We start from the raw sequence: 16,695 nt of genomic DNA, 5'->3' as shown, positions 1-16,695 counted from the left end.
CTATTTTTAGTTAATGATACTATCTCAAATTAAAATAATAAGTGATTGTCCCCGTTTGGTTAGTCACTCCTTCCACTGTATTAAAACGTGCCTTCCTGGCAGCATCCTCGGCGGCTTTCCGTAAAACGGAATTCACCGTATTCGTCTGAGGATTAATACTTGTCGCAACTACCTGCCCTGCCGGATTTACAGTGATATTCACTACTACACGCCCTTCCTCCTGCACGTTATAGGCAGGTTTCGGCAAGCTGCCCGTACCTAGCGAACGCCCGCCGAGCTCGAATGTACCGTAACCGCCAGTTCCTTTTTTAATCCCGGAAGAGGAATTGCCCTCTTTACTGCCTTCCGTACCTGTACCGCCGGCAGACGTTCCTTTACTGCCGCTCATCTGCGCTCCTTTCCCAAAAGCACCGGCGACTTTCTTCCTCGCGGCTTCTTCGGCAGCCTTACGCTCTCGTTCCGCCTTTTCTTCTGCCAGGCGTTTCGCTTCAGCCGCTTTTTCCGCGGCTGTCTTTTCCGGTTTCTTTTCCGTTTTTTCAGGCTTCACCGTCTCTTTCTTATGCTCTTCCGTTTCCGGCTTTAAAGCAACAGTTTCTTCTTCTGTCTGTGTCAACAGGTCTTGTTCCGAAGGCAGTTCCGGCACAGGCTCGGCAGAAGAGGAAATTTCTTCATCCAACACATCCACATCCACCAATGAAGAAGTGTCAAAGCCGTGCGCCATATCCGTATTTCCAAGCATTACAGGCACTCCGCCGGCATCTTCGTCCGGCTGCGGGACAGTGAAACTCACCAGAATCAAAAGAGCAATCACCGCCACATGTACCAGCAATGCACCGAGCGCTCCTATGTATTCACCCTTTTTCCTCCTGTCCATGCTGTTACTTATTTTCAGGCGGACGGGTAGCCAGCACCATCTTAAAATGGTTCTCGTTCGCGATATTCAATACTCGTACGATTTCCCGATAGGGCACGGACTCGTCCGCATATAACGCCACATACATTTCAGGTTCCTTTTCCGCGCAGCGTTGCAGGAAAGGCGTCAGCTCACCCAACGTCACCGGCTGTTCCTTCTCATTGCCGAAAGCGGCGTAGAAGTTCAGGTCTTTATCTATGATCACTCTTGTCAACGGTTTAGCCGAGGTCTGTTGTTTGCCTTGCGGCAATAATACTTTAATGGCATTGGGCGACACCACCGTAGAGGTTATCATAAAGAATATCAGCAACAGGAAAATGACATCTGTCATGGAAGCCATGCTGAAATTGGGTGATACTTTATTTCTTCTTTTTAATCCCATAATTAATGATATGTCTATTTGTCAATCCGTTCGTGCGCCAACCGGCAGCAGGCTATCTCCAAAATAATCCGGCACATGACCCGCCATCCTCACCGCTATCCCGGCATACCGGCGCATCCGGCAGATTTTCAGGTGGGTTCGTTCAGCAGATCCATGAATTCCATCGTACGGGATTCCATTTTATTTACCACACGGTCTACCAGCATCACCAGATAGTTGTAGGCAAACATGGCGATGATTCCCACAATCAAACCTCCTACCGTAGTAATCATGGCTTCATAAATACCGCCGGAAAGCAAAGTTATGTCAATATTTCCACTGCCTGCATTCGCCATTTCGTAAAAAGCGCGCACCATACCGGTCACTGTTCCCAAAAATCCCAACATCGGAGCACCACCGGAAATGGTCGCCATGACGGTCAATCCTTTCTCCAGTTTTGCAACTTCAATATTACCCACATTCTCAATGGCCGCCTGCACATCATTAATCGGACGTCCCAAACGGCTGATTCCCTTTTCTATCATACGCGCCGAAGGAGTATTCATCGTCCGGCAATAATTAATAGCCGCCTTGATTTCACCGCTATGGATATAGTCCTTGATGCGTTCCATAAACATCGGGTCTTCTTTTCCGGCCTTACGAATCATATAATTACGCTCGAACAGGATATAAAAACAAATGACGGACAATACGCCCAGCACAATCATAATCCAACCACCCTTGACAGCCATATCAAGCATATTCATTTCAGGAGCATTCACTTCCGTCAGTACCGGATTGGCGGTAGCCAGCGAATCGGCCATACTCACAGCCCCTTGGGCCAACAAGCTCATTGCATTCATCAGCGTAAACAGTTTTTATATTCCTGAATGGTCCGTTCCAATCCCAGGTATAATGCGTCGCTAATCAACGCATGCCCGATAGAAACTTCGTCCAGCCACGGAATGTTTTTATAGAAATAATTTAAATTCACGAGACTCAGGTCATGCCCGGCATTTAATCCGATTCCCAGTTTACGTGCCGCCTTGGCCGCTTCTATAAAAGGAGCGATTGCAGCTTCGGGATTCTTCGGATATTCCGTCGCATAAGGTTCCGTATAAAGTTCAACCCGGTCAGCTCCAGCCTTGGCCGCATATTCCACCATTTCGGCAACAGCGGCCACAAAAACAGAAGTCCGGATACCCGCACTGTTGAACTGGTCAAGTACTTCCGTCAGGAATTTCTGATTGACTTTCGTATCCCAACCGGAATTGGAAGTAATCTGTGAGGGAGAGTCAGGAACCAAAGTTACCTGATGGGGTTTCACTTTCAACACCAGGTCTATAAATTCCGCAGACGGATAGCCTTCGATATTGAATTCCGTCCGCAGCAAAGGGCGCAAATCATATACATCCGAACGGCGAATGTGACGTTCGTCAGGACGAGGATGAACGGTTATTCCGTCCGCACCAAAAGATTCGCAATCAAGAGCTACCTTCACTACATCGGGAACATTTCCCCCGCGTGCATTCCTCAGAGTAGCAATCTTGTTTATGTTTACACTCAATTTAGTCATAGTTCTACGTATATATCCGCCGCAAAAATACAAATATTATTATTAGTTGCCTAATAATACGAAACGCATTCTAGGTTCTTTTTTGGTTATTTAAAGTAGAAATCCAAGAAAAAATGCCAAATTTGCAACCTCAATCAATGCTATCATTTATGAAATTCGCCATTTTTGGAAATACTTACCAGGCTAAAAAGTCCTTTCATGCCGTCACTTTGTTCCGATTGTTAAAAAAACAGGGGGCGGAAATTTACATGTGCAGAGAGTTTTACAAATTCCTGACAGCGAATCCGAATATGGAAATTCAAGCCGATTATCTGTTTGACGGTGACGATTTCACCGCCGATATGGTAATCAGCATCGGAGGTGACGGAACATTCCTGAAAGCAGCGCGCCGCGTAGGTAGAAAAGGAATCCCTATTTTAGGAATCAATACCGGACGCCTGGGGTTTCTGGCCGATATTTCTCCGGAAGAAATGGAAAATACATTCAATGAGATTCAATCCGGAAGATATAGCGTGGAAGAACGGAGCGTGCTTCAACTCGTATGTGACGACAAACATCTTCAGGATGCTCCTTATGCTCTTAACGAAATTGCGGTACTTAAACGGGACAGTTCTTCCATGATTAGCATCCGGACGGCAATCAACGGCGCTTATCTGAATACTTACCAGGCCGACGGGCTGGTTATCGCCACTCCTACCGGTTCTACGGCATATTCCCTAAGTGTGGGCGGACCTATCATCGTCCCTCATTCCAATACGATTGCCATTACTCCCGTAGCTCCGCATAGCCTCAACGTACGCCCCATCGTTATTCGTGACGATTGGGAAATAACCCTGGATGTGGAAAGCCGGAGCCACAACTTCCTGGTTGCCATCGACGGCCGGAGCGAAACCTGCAAAGAAACGACCCAACTGACTATCCGCCGGGCAGACTACAGCGTAAAAGTGGTAAAACGGTTCAATCACCTTTTTTTCGAAACGCTCCGCAGCAAAATGATGTGGGGGGCGGACGGCAGAAGCCAATAATCTCCTATGGCCTACCGGAAGAATTCGAAAACACCGGAATCTGCAAAGAGCCGCTAGTTTACAAACTTCAATCCAATGTAAATGCTTGCGAACCTATCAGATTGCCGCCTTCAAAGATATCCACACGGTAATTTCCCGCATACAGGAACTCTTCGACATCCCAGAACACGTTCACATTCTGTTCCTCCCCGTTGTATTCGATATACTTTTTAATGGAATAACCCAAAGTACGGTTCTCGTAAGGGAAAGTATTGGACGCACTCTTAGTCAGCACATCATTATCCGGTTTAGTGATACGTATATAGATGGTACGCTCCCCGTTTTCAGCCGTAATATTCTTCACAATAGTAAAGCTGACAGCCAGTTTCACTATATCTTTCACTCTCCTCGCTTTTTTACCGCGTTTGTTACGGGGTTCCACACGAATATTAGTGGCGTCGAGCTGGGCAGCCAACGTCACTTTCTTATCCAAATTCTTTTTTTCTTCGGACAGATTGCTGATTTGCAAAGAAGCCTGATTATATTTCTTCGTCACATCGGCAATAACCTGCTTCTGCTGTGCGGTCAGCTTATTCAAGGAATCAATCTGATTGATATATCCTACCATAACTTTACGCAACGTAGCCAGTTCTTTTTTCAGACGACGGATTTCAGTGGCATTCGAACTTTTGACAGTACGGAGTTCTTCCAACAAACGCTGGGTCTTAAGCTGTTCCTGTTCCAGCAACTGGGCCAAAGAGTCATTAGAAACAGTCATTTTTAACTCGTCATATTGTTGTGCGAAACGTGTATATTCGTTTTCCAGATCTTCCTTATCCAACTGGAATTCCTGCACCAATTCCCGATTGGCCTGTTTTTCTGTAAACAATAAATAGGTGATACCAATAATAGCTATCACTAAAATAGCTACGGCCGCAATAAGTAGGCTTTTTTTATTCATAGTTTCAGTTGTGAATTGATAACATGCGCAAAAGTAATCATTTCGTAACAGACTAACACAGAACCGGCTATTTTCTTTAACTAAAATTATTACGGAAAAATTTCCTTAATCAGGATTATCGTTGTAATTTTGCCGCGTAAAAAGACGAAACTAATTATCAACTTTTTAAATATAAATAGTATTATGTCAAAAGTAACCGTAGTAGGCGCAGGTAACGTAGGAGCTACATGTGCAAATGTACTTGCTTTTAATGAAGTAGCAGACGAAGTAGTAATGCTGGATGTAAAAGAAGGCGTATCGGAAGGTAAAGCGATGGATATGATGCAGACAGCTCAATTGCTGGGCTTCGACACAACTGTGGTAGGCTGCACGAACGACTATGCCAAGACTGCTGATTCTGACGTTGTTGTAATTACTTCAGGTATTCCACGCAAACCGGGTATGACTCGTGAAGAACTAATCGGTGTTAATGCCGGTATCGTTAAATCGGTAGCACAAAACATCTTGAAATATTCTCCCAACGCTATACTTATTGTCATTTCCAACCCGATGGACACAATGACTTACCTGTCATTGAAATCCCTGGGGTTACCGAAAAACCGCATTATCGGCATGGGTGGCGCATTGGACAGCTCCCGTTTCAAATATTTCCTGTCTCAAGCTTTAGGCTGCAATGCCAACGAAGTGGAAGGTATGGTTATCGGCGGCCACGGCGATACTACAATGATTCCGTTGACCCGTTTCGCCACTTACAAAGGCATGCCTGTGACAAACTTCCTTTCAGAAGAAAAGCTGAATGAAGTTGCTGCCGCTACAATGGTGGGTGGAGCTACATTAACCAAGTTGCTGGGTACTTCCGCATGGTATGCACCGGGTGCGGCAGGGGCATTTGTCGTTGAATCCATCATCCGTAACCAAAAGAAGATGGTTCCCTGTTCCGTATATTTGGAAGGAGAATACGGCGAATCGGATATCTGTATCGGTGTTCCTGTTATCCTAGGTAAAAACGGTATCGAGAAGATTGTCGAATTGGAACTGAACGAAGACGAAAAGGCTAAGTTCGCTGCAAGTGCTGCTGCCGTTCATAAGACAAACGCCGCTTTAAAAGAAGTAGGCGCTCTATAATTATCCATAATAAATAGAATCCCCTTACATTTATATATCAAAAGGCTGCCCCTCCGATTCGAGGGACAGCCTTTTTCTTTCCCTCCCCCATTTCATTTTTCTATATTTCTAAAAAAAGCTAATTCTTTTTGTGTTCTCATAGAAAGCATATACTTTTGCATCGTTGTTTATGCAATTATTGTTTAGGCTAGTAAATATAAAAAACAGACAGCCCCAATAAACAAATTACATAAGAACCGGGTTATTTAAAATAGAAGTATCACCTTATTAATATGCAAGATGTGATGAAAAAACTATTTCTTCTGACAATTCTGTTAAGCACGACTTTTATAGCCAAAGCGCAAACTTTATTAAGTCTGGATAGTTGCCGTGCATTAGCCCTTGCCAACAACAAAGACTTATTGATAAGTAATGAAAAAATAAATGCAGCCCATTATCAAAGAAAAGCCGCATTTACCAATTACTTACCCAATTTCTCGGCAACCGGAGCTTATATGAGAAACCAAAAAGAGTTCTCTTTATTAAACAATGAGCAGAAAGCCGCACTTTCAGGTCTGGGAACAGGACTATCCGGCCCGTTGGAACAGGCAGCCGGAATAATTGCCCAGTTACATCCTGAAATCGCTTCCAAAATCCCCGAATTAAGCGCAAGTCTAACTTCCGCACTTAACAATGCCGGAAGTTCATTGGCAGACGCCCTGCGTACAGATACAAGAAATGTTTATGCAGGCGCCATCACGTTAACCCAGCCTCTTTATATGGGCGGGAAAATCCGCGCTTACAACAAAATAACAAAATACGCCGAAGAACTGGCCCAACAGCAACACCAGGGAGGCATGCAGGAAGTTATCATGAGTACCGACCAAGCATACTGGCAGGTTATTTCACTAGTCAACAAGAAAAAACTGGCGGAAAGTTATTTGAAACTATTACGGCAGTTGGACAGCGATGTGGAGAAAATGATTGCCGAAGGAGTGGCAACCAAAGCAGACGGCCTGTCTGTACGGGTAAAAGTAAACGAAGCGGAAATGACACTGACAAAAGTAGAAGACGGACTAAGCCTTGCCCGAATGTTGTTATGTCAACTATGCGGCATAGATTTAAGTTCTCCCATCACATTGGCAGACGAAGATATGGAAGACATTCCGCTACTCACGCCGGATACTCATTTCGACCTGTCTACCGCTTACGCCAATCGCCCGGAAATACGCAGCCTGGAGCTAGCGACGCAAATTTATAAGCAGAAAGTGAACGTAACCCGCTCCGAACACCTGCCTTCTATCGCATTAATGGGAAACTACATGGTTACCAATCCTTCCGTCTTCAATAGTTTTGAAAACAAATTCAAAGGAATGTGGAACATCGGAATTATGGTACAGATACCGATATGGCATTGGGGAGAAGGCATTTATAAGACCAAAGCCGCTAAAGCAGAAGCACGCATCGCACAATACCGGCTTCAAGACGCCAGGGAAAAAATAGAACTGCAAGTCAACCAGGCCGCTTTCAAAGTCAATGAAGCCGGTAAAAAACTGATAATGTCTACCAAAAACATGGAAAAGGCAGAAGAGAACCTCCGCTATGCCACGCTCGGGTTCAAAGAAGGAGTAATAGCCACCAGTAATGTGCTTGAAGCACAAACAGCCTGGTTATCCGCCCAGTCAGAGAAAATTGACGCCCAGATAGACGTAAAACTGACGGAAATTTATCTGAAGAAGTCTTTGGGAACCCTTAAATAGTAAAAGTCGATAACTGATAATTAAACAGACAATCCATAAATTTAAATTTATAATTCATTATTATATGACACCTATAAAATCACAAAACAGCAATATGCTGCTTGCATTCCTTACTTTACTGGGAGTAATTGCCATTGTTGCAGTCGTTGGTTTTTTCATGCTTCGCAAAGGACCTGAAATTATTCAAGGACAGGCTGAAGTTACCGAATACCGTGTTTCAAGCAAGGTCCCTGGACGAATATTGGAGTTTCGCGTCAAAGAGGGGCAACAGGTCAATGCCGGTGATACGCTTGCCATCCTTGAGGCTCCGGACATCTTAGCTAAAATGGAGCAGGCGCGCGCTGCGGAAGCCGCCGCACAGGCACAGAATGAAAAAGCGATTAAGGGGGCACGAGAAGAGCAGATACAGGCAGCCTACGAAATGTGGCAAAAATCACTGGCAGGAGTTACCATTGCCGAAAAGTCATACAAAAGAGTGAAAAATTTATATGAACAGGGAGTGATGCCTGCACAGAAACTCGATGAAGTGACCGCCCAACGAGATGCCGCCATCGCCACGGAAAAGGCTGCAAAATCCCAATACATGATGGCGAAGAATGGAGCTGAACGAGAAGACAAGATGGCTGCAGAAGCAATGGTAAACAAGGCGAAAGGAGCTGTTGCCGAGGTCGAATCATATATCAAAGAAACTTACCTTATCGCTTCGGCAGCCGGAGAAGTTTCGGAAATATTTCCCAAAGTAGGCGAACTCGTAGGCACGGGAGCACCCATTATGAACATTGCAAAATTGGACGATATATGGGTTACATTCAATGTACGGGAAGATTTGCTCAAAAATCTGACAATGGGTTCCGAATTTGAGGCTATCATCCCTGCACTTGACAATAAAACAATCAAGCTGAAAGTATATTACCTAAAAGATTTAGGCACTTACGCCGCATGGAAAGCCACTAAAACAACCGGCCAGTTCGATTTGAAAACGTTCGAAGTGAAAGCTTCTCCAATGGAAAAAGTGGAGAATCTCCGTCCGGGCATGTCTGTCATCATCGATAAGTAAAGCCATGAAAGAGAGAGAAAAGAAATATATAGCATTATGGCAAGTCATGCGAAGAGAATGCAGGCGGTTGGTATCCCGCCCGCTTTACCTCTTCTGCATGGTTATATCCCCTCTTTTCTGCTATATTTTCTTCACTACCCTGATGGATTCGGGACTTCCGACAAATCTTCCGGCAGGTGTCGTAGATATGGACAATTCATCTACATCCCGTAACATCGTACGCAATCTGGACGCTTTCTCACAAACCGGTGTGATTGCCCGTTACAGCAATGTAACAGATGCGCGTATCGCCGTACAGGAAGGAAAAATATACGGATTCTTCTATATTCCGAAAGGACTATCCGCCGAAGCACAAAGCCAGCGCCAGCCTAAAATTTCTTTTTATACCAATTATTCTTACCTGATTGCAGGTTCCCTGCTTTTCAGGGACATGAAAATGATGGGAGAACTTACGGCCGGTTCTGCCACACGGACAACCTTGTATGCGAAAGGCGCGAGTGAAGACCAGGCGATGGGCTTTCTACAACCAATCGTAATTGATACGCATCCGCTAAATAACCCGTGGCTAAATTATTCCGTGTACCTATGTAACACATTAATACCCGGTGTCCTCATGCTATTGATATTTATGGTAACCGTTTATTCAATCGGCGTAGAAATCAAAGACCGCACAGCCCGCGAATGGTTACGCATGAGCAACAACTCGATTTATATCGCGCTAGCCGGAAAATTACTTCCCCACACGGCCGTATTTTTCATCATGGGCATATTTTATAATGTATACCTATACGGGTTCCTGCATTTCCCATGCAATAGCGGCATCTTCCCGATGATATTAGCCACACTTTGTCTCGTATTGGCATCACAGTGTTGCGGCATCGTAATGATAGGCACATTACCTACTCTTCGGCTCGGATTGAGTTTTGCCTCTCTGTGGGGAGTCATTTCTTTCTCTATTTCCGGTTTCTCATTTCCGGTGATGGCTATGCATCCCGTACTCCAAGCTTTGAGCAATCTGTTCCCATTGCGTCATTACTTCCTGATTTATGTCGACCAGGCGCTTAACGGTTACAGCATGGCTTATTCATGGAGTAATTATACGGCACTATTAATTTTTATGATGCTCCCTTTCTTTGTGGTTCACCGCCTGAAAGAAGCATTAATTTATTATAAATACATACCCTAATGAAAGATATAAAATTAAAAGATAAGATAGTCCAGGGTATCAATGACCTGTTTTATATCTGGAAGCGGGAGTTTCAAACGACCTTTCGCGACCAGGGGGTATTGATATTCTTTATACTTGTCCCGTTGGGCTATCCTTTGTTGTACAGTTTCATTTATGACAATGAGGTGGTACGGGAAGTGCCGGCTGTTGTTGTCGATGATTCACATTCCTCCCTGAGTCGTGAATATCTCAGAAAAGTAGACGCAACACCGGATGTCCGGATTGTTTCTTATTGCGCCGACATGGAGGAAGCCAAACAAATGTTGAAGAACCGGCATGCTTACGGCATCATTTATATTCCTTCCGATTTCAGCGATAACATTGCTCAAGGAAAGCAGACACAAGTCAGTATCTACTGTGACATGAGCGGATTGCTATATTACAAATCCATACTGTTAGCCAATACTGCCGTTTCATTGGATATGAACAAGGATATCAAGATTGCCCGCAGCGGTAACACCACCGAACGGCAGGATGAAATTACAGCCTACCCCATAGAATATGAAGAAATCTCCATATTCAACCCTACTGCCGGTTTTGCCGCTTTCCTCATTCCTGCCGTATTAGTGCTGATTATCCAACAGACGTTGTTGCTTGGAGTGGGTCTGGCAGTCGGAACAGCCCGTGAAAATAATCGTTTTAAAGACCTTGTCCCTATCAATAAACATTATAACGGGACATTACGAATCGTACTTGGTAAAGGGCTCAGTTATTTCTTAGTCTATATATTAGTTAGTTTTTACGTATTATACATTGTCCCCAGATTATTCAGTCTTAATCAGATAGGGCAACCCAGTTCTTTAATCTTATTCGTGCTCCCCTATCTGGCCGCCTGCATTTTCTTCGCCATGACTGCTTCCATCGCCATCCGTAACCGCGAAACATGCATGTTAATCTTTGTCTTCACGTCTGTACCTTTATTGTTTATTTCCGGTATCTCCTGGCCTGGAGCCGCAATTCCGGCATTTTGGAAATATGTATCTTATATTTTTCCATCCACTTTCGGAATCAACGGTTTCGTAAAGATAAACAATATGGGAGCTACGCTTAATGAAGTATCCTTTGAATACAAAGCCTTATGGATACAAACCGGCATCTATTTCCTTACGACTTGCTGGGTGTACCGCTGGCAAATACTTATGAGCCGCAAACATGCAATAGAAAGGTATAAAGAATTAAAAGAGAAAGAAAAAAATTACAGTAAAATACTTTCATAATCCGCATTGAATAATCATAAGCAGAATTAGCTGTCATTTATTTAAAATACATTCTACCAAAACAAAAAAACTCCCCCGTTCCAAGAGAGAGAATGCGGAACGAGGGAGTTTTAGAGATATTATAAAGAGAGTATAATTTTTCTATTAGAATTTGTAACCTACGCCGATAGAGAAGTTCATATTTTTCGGAGCACTGCCTTCTTCCACGTCATACAACTTAGTCAATCCGAATTCACCTGTCAAATCAACAAAGAACTTATTAATTTCATAAGCAACACCTACACCAAGACCACAATCAAATCTTTTTGCACCAAATTGGTCATCACCGTCACCAAAGAAATCACCCTTCTCTGTTTCACCATCAAATTCATATTTAGCTTTACCAGCAATTCCAACTGCAAAATAAGGACCAGCTTTCACTACAATATTCTGATTATCAGCAACAGCAAATCTTGCAGCAGCCAATACTGGAATTTCGAGATACATAGGATTGTACTTTACTGATTCTCCATCTTTATCATATTTACCACCCTTCTGAGAAAGCATTAAAGAAGGTTGGATAGACCACATATCAGAGAACTGATATTCCATACCAACACCTACATTAAATCCAATTCTCATGTCAGTATCCATATCCCCAGTAAAGTTACTCATGTTCATACCTACCTTGGCATTCCATGAAATTTGAGAATAAGAAACAATTGAAACAAGTGCGAATAGCACAAAAATCAAACCTTTTTTCATATCATTTATTTTTTTATTTTGCTTCCCTCTTCCCTTCGGGCAGCGTTATTAATAATAGTTTCGTTACTAAGTGTGGGGAATCCTTCGTGCTTTATTATCCGCATCGAAACACACTACCATCTCTACATGTCAGTTTTGTACCCGCAAATATATTTCATTTATTTTATATAAAAAACGGCTTATAAGCCGCTTTTTACCTAAAAGTCATTAAACATAGATTATTCAGACAAAAATAATGCTTAAACATCCGTTTTTCATGCCTAAGTAAAATCCATATTGCCCCGTCATTCAAATTCTATTTACAAAATCAGACATTTACAATAATTAACTGGCTATCTATTGACTATTTACGAAATATTCGTAGATTTGCGAAGTAATCGTAATTAAACAATATATCCATGGAAAAGTTAACTATACAAGAAGAAGAAGCAATGCTCTATATATGGGAGTTGCAAAACTGCTTCGTCAAAGACATTGTCGCAAAGTACCCACAACCGGCTCCTCCATACACAACGGTAGCATCCATCGTAAAGAACCTCGAACGAAAAGGATATGTCATATCGAAACGTATGGGGAATACTTATCAATATACCCCCGCTATCCGGGAAAATGAATACAAACGCCATTTTATGAGCAGCGTCGTCCGTAACTATTTCGAGAACTCTTACAAAGAAATGGTTTCTTTCTTCGCCAAAGACCAAAAATTGTCTGCTGACGACCTCAAAGAAATTATTGAACTTATAGAAAAAGGAAAAGAAAAATAACAGAAAAACATATATGCCATGACTCCGGAACTTGCCTACTTTCTAAAGATAAATGTAGCAATCGCCATATTCTATGTCTTCTACCGATTGTTCTTCCATAAAGACACCTTCTTCCATTGGCGTCGGACAGCCTTGCTATGTTTTTTTGCAGTTTCCTTACTTTATCCCCTGCTGAACATTCAAGGATGGATAAAAGCCCATGAACCCATGGTGGCAATGGCAGATTTTTATGCGACAATCATACTTCCGGAACAAACCGTCACCCCGCTGCAAGAATCGACAACGGAATGGCAAGAACGAATCATGCTCTTCATGAAAATCACCTATTGGAGCGGCGTATTATTCCTAGTTACACGTTTTTTCATACAATTAGGCAGTATCATACACCTGCATATCCGGTGCTCAAAAAGTAGCATACAAGGAGTACACATACATCTTTTAGAGAAAGAAAACGGTCCGTTTTCCTTTTTCCATTGGATATTCATCTATCCGCAATCACACACAGAGTCCGAAATCAGTGAAATCATTACCCATGAAGAAACACACGCCCGCCAGTACCACTCGGTAGACGTATTAATCAGCGAACTAATGTGTATATTCTGCTGGTTCAATCCATTCATCTGGCTGATGAAACGGGAAGTCAGAGGAAACCTCGAATACATGGCAGACCGCCGGGTACTGGAAACGGGACATGACAGTAAATCATACCAGTACCATTTGTTAGGACTGGCACATCATAAGGCTGCAGCAAATTTATCAAATAGTTTCAATGTTTTACCACTCAAAAAACGTATTAAAATGATGAACAAACGAAGAACAAAAGAAATAGGGAGAACAAAGTATCTCATGTTTCTCCCCTTGGCCGCCTTACTGATGATTGTCAGCAACATCGAAATGGTAGCACGTACCACAGAAAAATTCGCCAAAGAAATGATGGGACAGGCAACAGCGCAAGTTACGCCGGAACCTGAAACAACGCCCCTTCCCGAACTTCCTGCAGAAGAAATTCAAAAGACAACTCTCCCGCAGGATAAAAAGATAAAAGAGACATTTGAAACCCACGGCAACAACATGCCGGACTCTGTCGTATTCGAAGTTGTGGAAGAAATGCCGGAATTCCCCGGAGGAATGAAAGCACTTACGGAGTACATTCACAAAAACGTCAAATATCCGGCTGAAGCCCATGCCAAAGGTGTACAAGGACGTGTGATTGTATGTTTCGTCGTTAAAAAAGACGGAAGCATAGCAGATATAAAAACAGTCCGTAGCGTAGACCCGTATCTTGACAAAGAAGCCATACGAATAATTGCCGCCATGCCCAAATGGAAACCGGGAAAACAAAGAGGAAAAGCGGTAAATGTCAGATTTACAGTTCCCGTTATGTTCAGGCTAGCCAATCCCGAACCTCCGAAAGCAGAAGAAATAAAACAATCCGATTTGGAAGAAGTTGTCGTAGTGGGTTATGGTCCTAAAGGAGATTCAACTCCTGACGCAGTAGGTATAAAAACAGACAATGCAGAAACAACTTTCAAAGTAGTGGAAACAATGCCCAAATTCCCCGGTGGAACAAAAGGCCTGATGCAATATCTTGCCAGAAGCATCAAGTATCCTGTCACTGCACAAGAAAAAAAACAGCAAGGCAGAGTCATCATTCAAATGGTTATCGGAAAAGACGGCAGCATCTCTAATGTAAAAGTATTACGCAGCGTATCCCCGGCACTCGATACGGAAGCCATGCGCGTAGTAAGCAATATGCCGAAATGGGAACCGGGACTACAACGCGGACAAGCTGTCGCTGTAGAATATACCCTTCCTATCGTATTCCGACTGCAATAAATCATATCCACCGATGAACCTCCACTCTCCCTACCGGGGAGAGACAGGACGCTCATCGGTGGAAAAACCTGTTTCATCGGCGGATGAGCACCAACCTCATTAATATTCAAAAAATTTCTTTTTCTATTTCAATAAGGTCAGTTACAAAAATATTCCTATATTTGTTAGAAATAAAATACTATTCTTATGAAAATATTCACATGGATTGTCGGTTTGATACTCTGCACAGTCTGCACCGTACAAGCCAAAGACAGAGTTATCGAGCGTCCTCCTTTTCTAGCCTGGAGTTCCAACAGTATCGAAATAGATAAAATTGTCATGAGCGACACAGCCACTACTCTATACGTGAAAGCCTTCTACCGGCCCAAATACTGGATAAAAATAGCAACCGGAAGCTTCCTGAAAGACAATAACGGAACACTCTATCCCATTCGAAAAGGAATAGGCATAACACTGGAGAAAGAATTCTGGATGCCGGAATCCGGAGAAGCAGAGTTTCAGTTACTCTTTCCCCCTATACCGAAAGATGCTACCAGCCTGGATTTCTCCGAAGGAGACTTTGACGGAGCATATAAGATATGGGGAATACAGCTCAACGAAAAAGGTTTCCGTAAATCCCCGCTACCTGAAGATGCGATAAACAACAAGATTAACAAGAAAGCCCAGTTACCTGCGCCGGAGCTCATCTATGGCAAAACCATACTGACAGGAAAAGTATTGGACTTCAAAAAAGACATGCCGGCGTCGGGCAGACTCCAACTGAACGACCCGGTCAGATGGCTGGATTTCAGCGAAGAAGTAACTATAAATGAAGACGGAACCTTTCAAGTTCAAACAGACGTCATTACGGTAACACCGGCGATACTCGTCTTCCCGTTTGCCCAGATACCTTGCTTATTAGCTCCGGGTAAAGAAAGCTCGGTCATTATTAATACTGCCGAATGTACGCGGCAACAATCACATTTACGAAAAGACGATAAGCCTTATGGTAAAAAGGCTTATTACAGCGGTTATCTGGCGGAGCTACAACAAGAACTGGCGGATAATGCCATCCCAACCAATCTGGTTAACAGCCCGAAAAAAATTGTAGACGAAGTCATCGGAAAAGACTTGAATGGAATAAAAGGTTACTTCATGGAAAAACGGAACGACATCCGCAAACAAATAGAAAAAACGTCTCTCAGCCCTGCTGCAAAAGAAATTCTGAAAGCCAATACGGACATAACTACAGCTATCGGACTTCTTATGGGCAAAGACATTTTAAAGCGTGCGCATGTCGTTGAACAGAAAATGAACCAGGAACAAGCAAAGGAATATTACATGAATACCCGAATTGAGTTTCCCGACAATTATTTCAATGTACTCAAGGAATTGGCCCTCAACACACCGGCAGACTTATATGCACCGGAATATGCATACGGGACAGGAATATTCAGTTCTCAGAAAGAACTTATGGAACAATATCTGGGAACAAATCAGGGAATCCTGTTCCAAATGATGGAAGCACACAGATGTTACCGTTCCATTGAAGGTTTCACTCCGCTGACCGCCCAAGAAATAGCAAAGCTCGAATCACTACCTTCACCAGCCTACAAAGACATGCTGACAGAACTCAACAAGAAACTGCTCAAGAAAATAGAACTGAACAAACAAAAAACCGGATACAAAATCAACGAGATAGGCGAAGCCGGAAACGAAGAACTCTTCTCCGCCATCATTTCCAGATTTAAAGGTCATGTACTGTTAGTAGACTTCTGGGCAACCTGGTGCGGCCCTTGCAGGACGGCTAACAAAGCCATGATTCCGTTGAAGGAAGAATTAAAAGATAAAGATATCCTCTACCTATACGTTGCAGGAGAAAATTCTCCTAAAGACACCTGGAAAAACATGATACCTGATATCCACGGAGAACATTTCCGCCTGACTAGCCACCAATGGAAATACCTGACGGATAAATTCAATATTCAGGGAGTACCTACTTATTTTATAATCGACCGCAAAGGCAATACAGTTTATCAGCAGACCGGTTTCCCCGGAGCCGATACCATAAAAAAGAAACTGACAGAAGCATTGGATAAATAATACGGCTATAATAAAAGAAAAGGTCGTCCCCATATAAAAATTGAAAGTTGAAAGTCCTGCGTATTGAAACTTCAAAAGGAAAAATCCC

Annotated in this window: 15 protein-coding genes; 9 read left to right on the top strand and 6 right to left on the bottom strand. The window is 43.2% G+C overall.

What is annotated here, in order from left to right:
• Positions 1 to 19: 19 nt before the first annotated feature.
• The 4 genes from Q5076_RS07460 to Q5076_RS07445 form a co-directional block, all read right to left on the bottom strand.
• A complete protein-coding gene (locus Q5076_RS07460) occupies positions 20 to 874 on the bottom strand; it encodes a TonB family protein (RefSeq protein ID WP_303012121.1) in 855 nt (284 codons plus the stop codon).
• A gap of 4 nt (positions 875 to 878) precedes the next feature.
• Positions 879 to 1,295, bottom strand: a complete 417-nt coding sequence (locus tag Q5076_RS07455) for a biopolymer transporter ExbD (RefSeq protein WP_303012119.1) — start codon at positions 1,293 to 1,295, stop codon at positions 879 to 881.
• A gap of 128 nt (positions 1,296 to 1,423) precedes the next feature.
• Positions 1,424 to 2,137, bottom strand: a complete 714-nt coding sequence (locus Q5076_RS07450; RefSeq protein ID WP_303012117.1) for a MotA/TolQ/ExbB proton channel family protein — start codon at positions 2,135 to 2,137, stop codon at positions 1,424 to 1,426.
• On the bottom strand, positions 2,137 to 2,850 hold the full coding sequence (locus Q5076_RS07445) for a pyridoxine 5'-phosphate synthase (RefSeq protein ID WP_303012115.1): 714 nt from the start codon (positions 2,848 to 2,850) through the stop codon (positions 2,137 to 2,139). The genes Q5076_RS07450 and Q5076_RS07445 overlap by 1 nt, the downstream gene beginning before the upstream one ends.
• Positions 2,851 to 2,999: 149 nt before the next feature.
• Here Q5076_RS07445 and Q5076_RS07440 point away from each other — a divergent pair, with 149 nt between their 5' ends.
• Positions 3,000 to 3,875 carry an NAD kinase gene (locus Q5076_RS07440; RefSeq protein ID WP_303012114.1) on the top strand — a complete coding sequence of 292 codons (876 nt, stop codon included), beginning with the start codon at positions 3,000 to 3,002 and terminating at the stop codon, positions 3,873 to 3,875.
• 67 nt (positions 3,876 to 3,942) lie between these two features.
• On the opposite strand, the gene Q5076_RS07435 is transcribed toward Q5076_RS07440, so the two are convergent.
• The gene (locus tag Q5076_RS07435) at positions 3,943 to 4,815 is read right to left on the bottom strand and encodes a hypothetical protein (RefSeq protein WP_303012113.1); all 873 of its coding nucleotides are present in this window, start codon (positions 4,813 to 4,815) and stop codon (positions 3,943 to 3,945) included.
• Positions 4,816 to 4,998: 183 nt separating this feature from the next.
• On the opposite strand from Q5076_RS07435, the gene mdh reads away from it, so the two are divergent.
• From mdh to Q5076_RS07410, 5 genes are all read left to right on the top strand, one after another.
• Positions 4,999 to 5,940, top strand: a complete 942-nt coding sequence (gene mdh, locus Q5076_RS07430; protein ID WP_303012112.1) for a malate dehydrogenase — start codon at positions 4,999 to 5,001, stop codon at positions 5,938 to 5,940.
• Positions 5,941 to 6,224: 284 nt separating this feature from the next.
• A complete protein-coding gene (locus Q5076_RS07425; RefSeq protein WP_303012110.1) occupies positions 6,225 to 7,679 on the top strand; it encodes a TolC family protein in 1,455 nt (484 codons plus the stop codon).
• Between the two features lie 64 nt (positions 7,680 to 7,743).
• Positions 7,744 to 8,736: an HlyD family secretion protein gene (locus tag Q5076_RS07420; protein WP_303012109.1), complete on the top strand. Its 993-nt coding sequence runs from the start codon at positions 7,744 to 7,746 to the stop codon at positions 8,734 to 8,736.
• A gap of 4 nt (positions 8,737 to 8,740) precedes the next feature.
• Entirely contained in the window at positions 8,741 to 9,922 is a 1,182-nt protein-coding gene (locus tag Q5076_RS07415; protein ID WP_303012107.1) for an ABC transporter permease, read from the top strand.
• Positions 9,922 to 11,181, top strand: a complete 1,260-nt coding sequence (locus Q5076_RS07410) for an ABC transporter permease (protein ID WP_303012105.1) — start codon at positions 9,922 to 9,924, stop codon at positions 11,179 to 11,181. The genes Q5076_RS07415 and Q5076_RS07410 overlap by 1 nt, the downstream gene beginning before the upstream one ends.
• A 144-nt stretch (positions 11,182 to 11,325) precedes the next feature.
• Here Q5076_RS07410 and Q5076_RS07405 read toward each other — a convergent pair whose 3' ends face one another.
• Entirely contained in the window at positions 11,326 to 11,925 is a 600-nt protein-coding gene (locus tag Q5076_RS07405) for a porin family protein (RefSeq protein WP_303012103.1), read from the bottom strand.
• Positions 11,926 to 12,323: 398 nt separating this feature from the next.
• Here Q5076_RS07405 and Q5076_RS07400 point away from each other — a divergent pair, with 398 nt between their 5' ends.
• The 3 genes from Q5076_RS07400 (at position 12,324) to Q5076_RS07390 (ending at position 16,607) form a co-directional block, all read left to right on the top strand.
• Positions 12,324 to 12,689, top strand: a complete 366-nt coding sequence (locus Q5076_RS07400) for a BlaI/MecI/CopY family transcriptional regulator (RefSeq protein WP_303012101.1) — start codon at positions 12,324 to 12,326, stop codon at positions 12,687 to 12,689.
• A gap of 18 nt (positions 12,690 to 12,707) precedes the next feature.
• The gene (locus Q5076_RS07395) at positions 12,708 to 14,525 is read left to right on the top strand and encodes a M56 family metallopeptidase (protein WP_303012099.1); all 1,818 of its coding nucleotides are present in this window, start codon (positions 12,708 to 12,710) and stop codon (positions 14,523 to 14,525) included.
• A gap of 186 nt (positions 14,526 to 14,711) precedes the next feature.
• Positions 14,712 to 16,607, top strand: a complete 1,896-nt coding sequence (locus Q5076_RS07390; protein WP_303012097.1) for a TlpA disulfide reductase family protein — start codon at positions 14,712 to 14,714, stop codon at positions 16,605 to 16,607.
• The last annotated feature ends 88 nt before the right edge of the window (positions 16,608 to 16,695 follow it).

Source organism: uncultured Bacteroides sp. (assembly GCF_958445495.1).
Lineage (GTDB): Bacteria > Bacteroidota > Bacteroidia > Bacteroidales > Bacteroidaceae > Bacteroides.
Note: the sequence above shows the minus strand (reverse complement) of the source record. Positions and strands in the feature narration are given on the sequence as shown.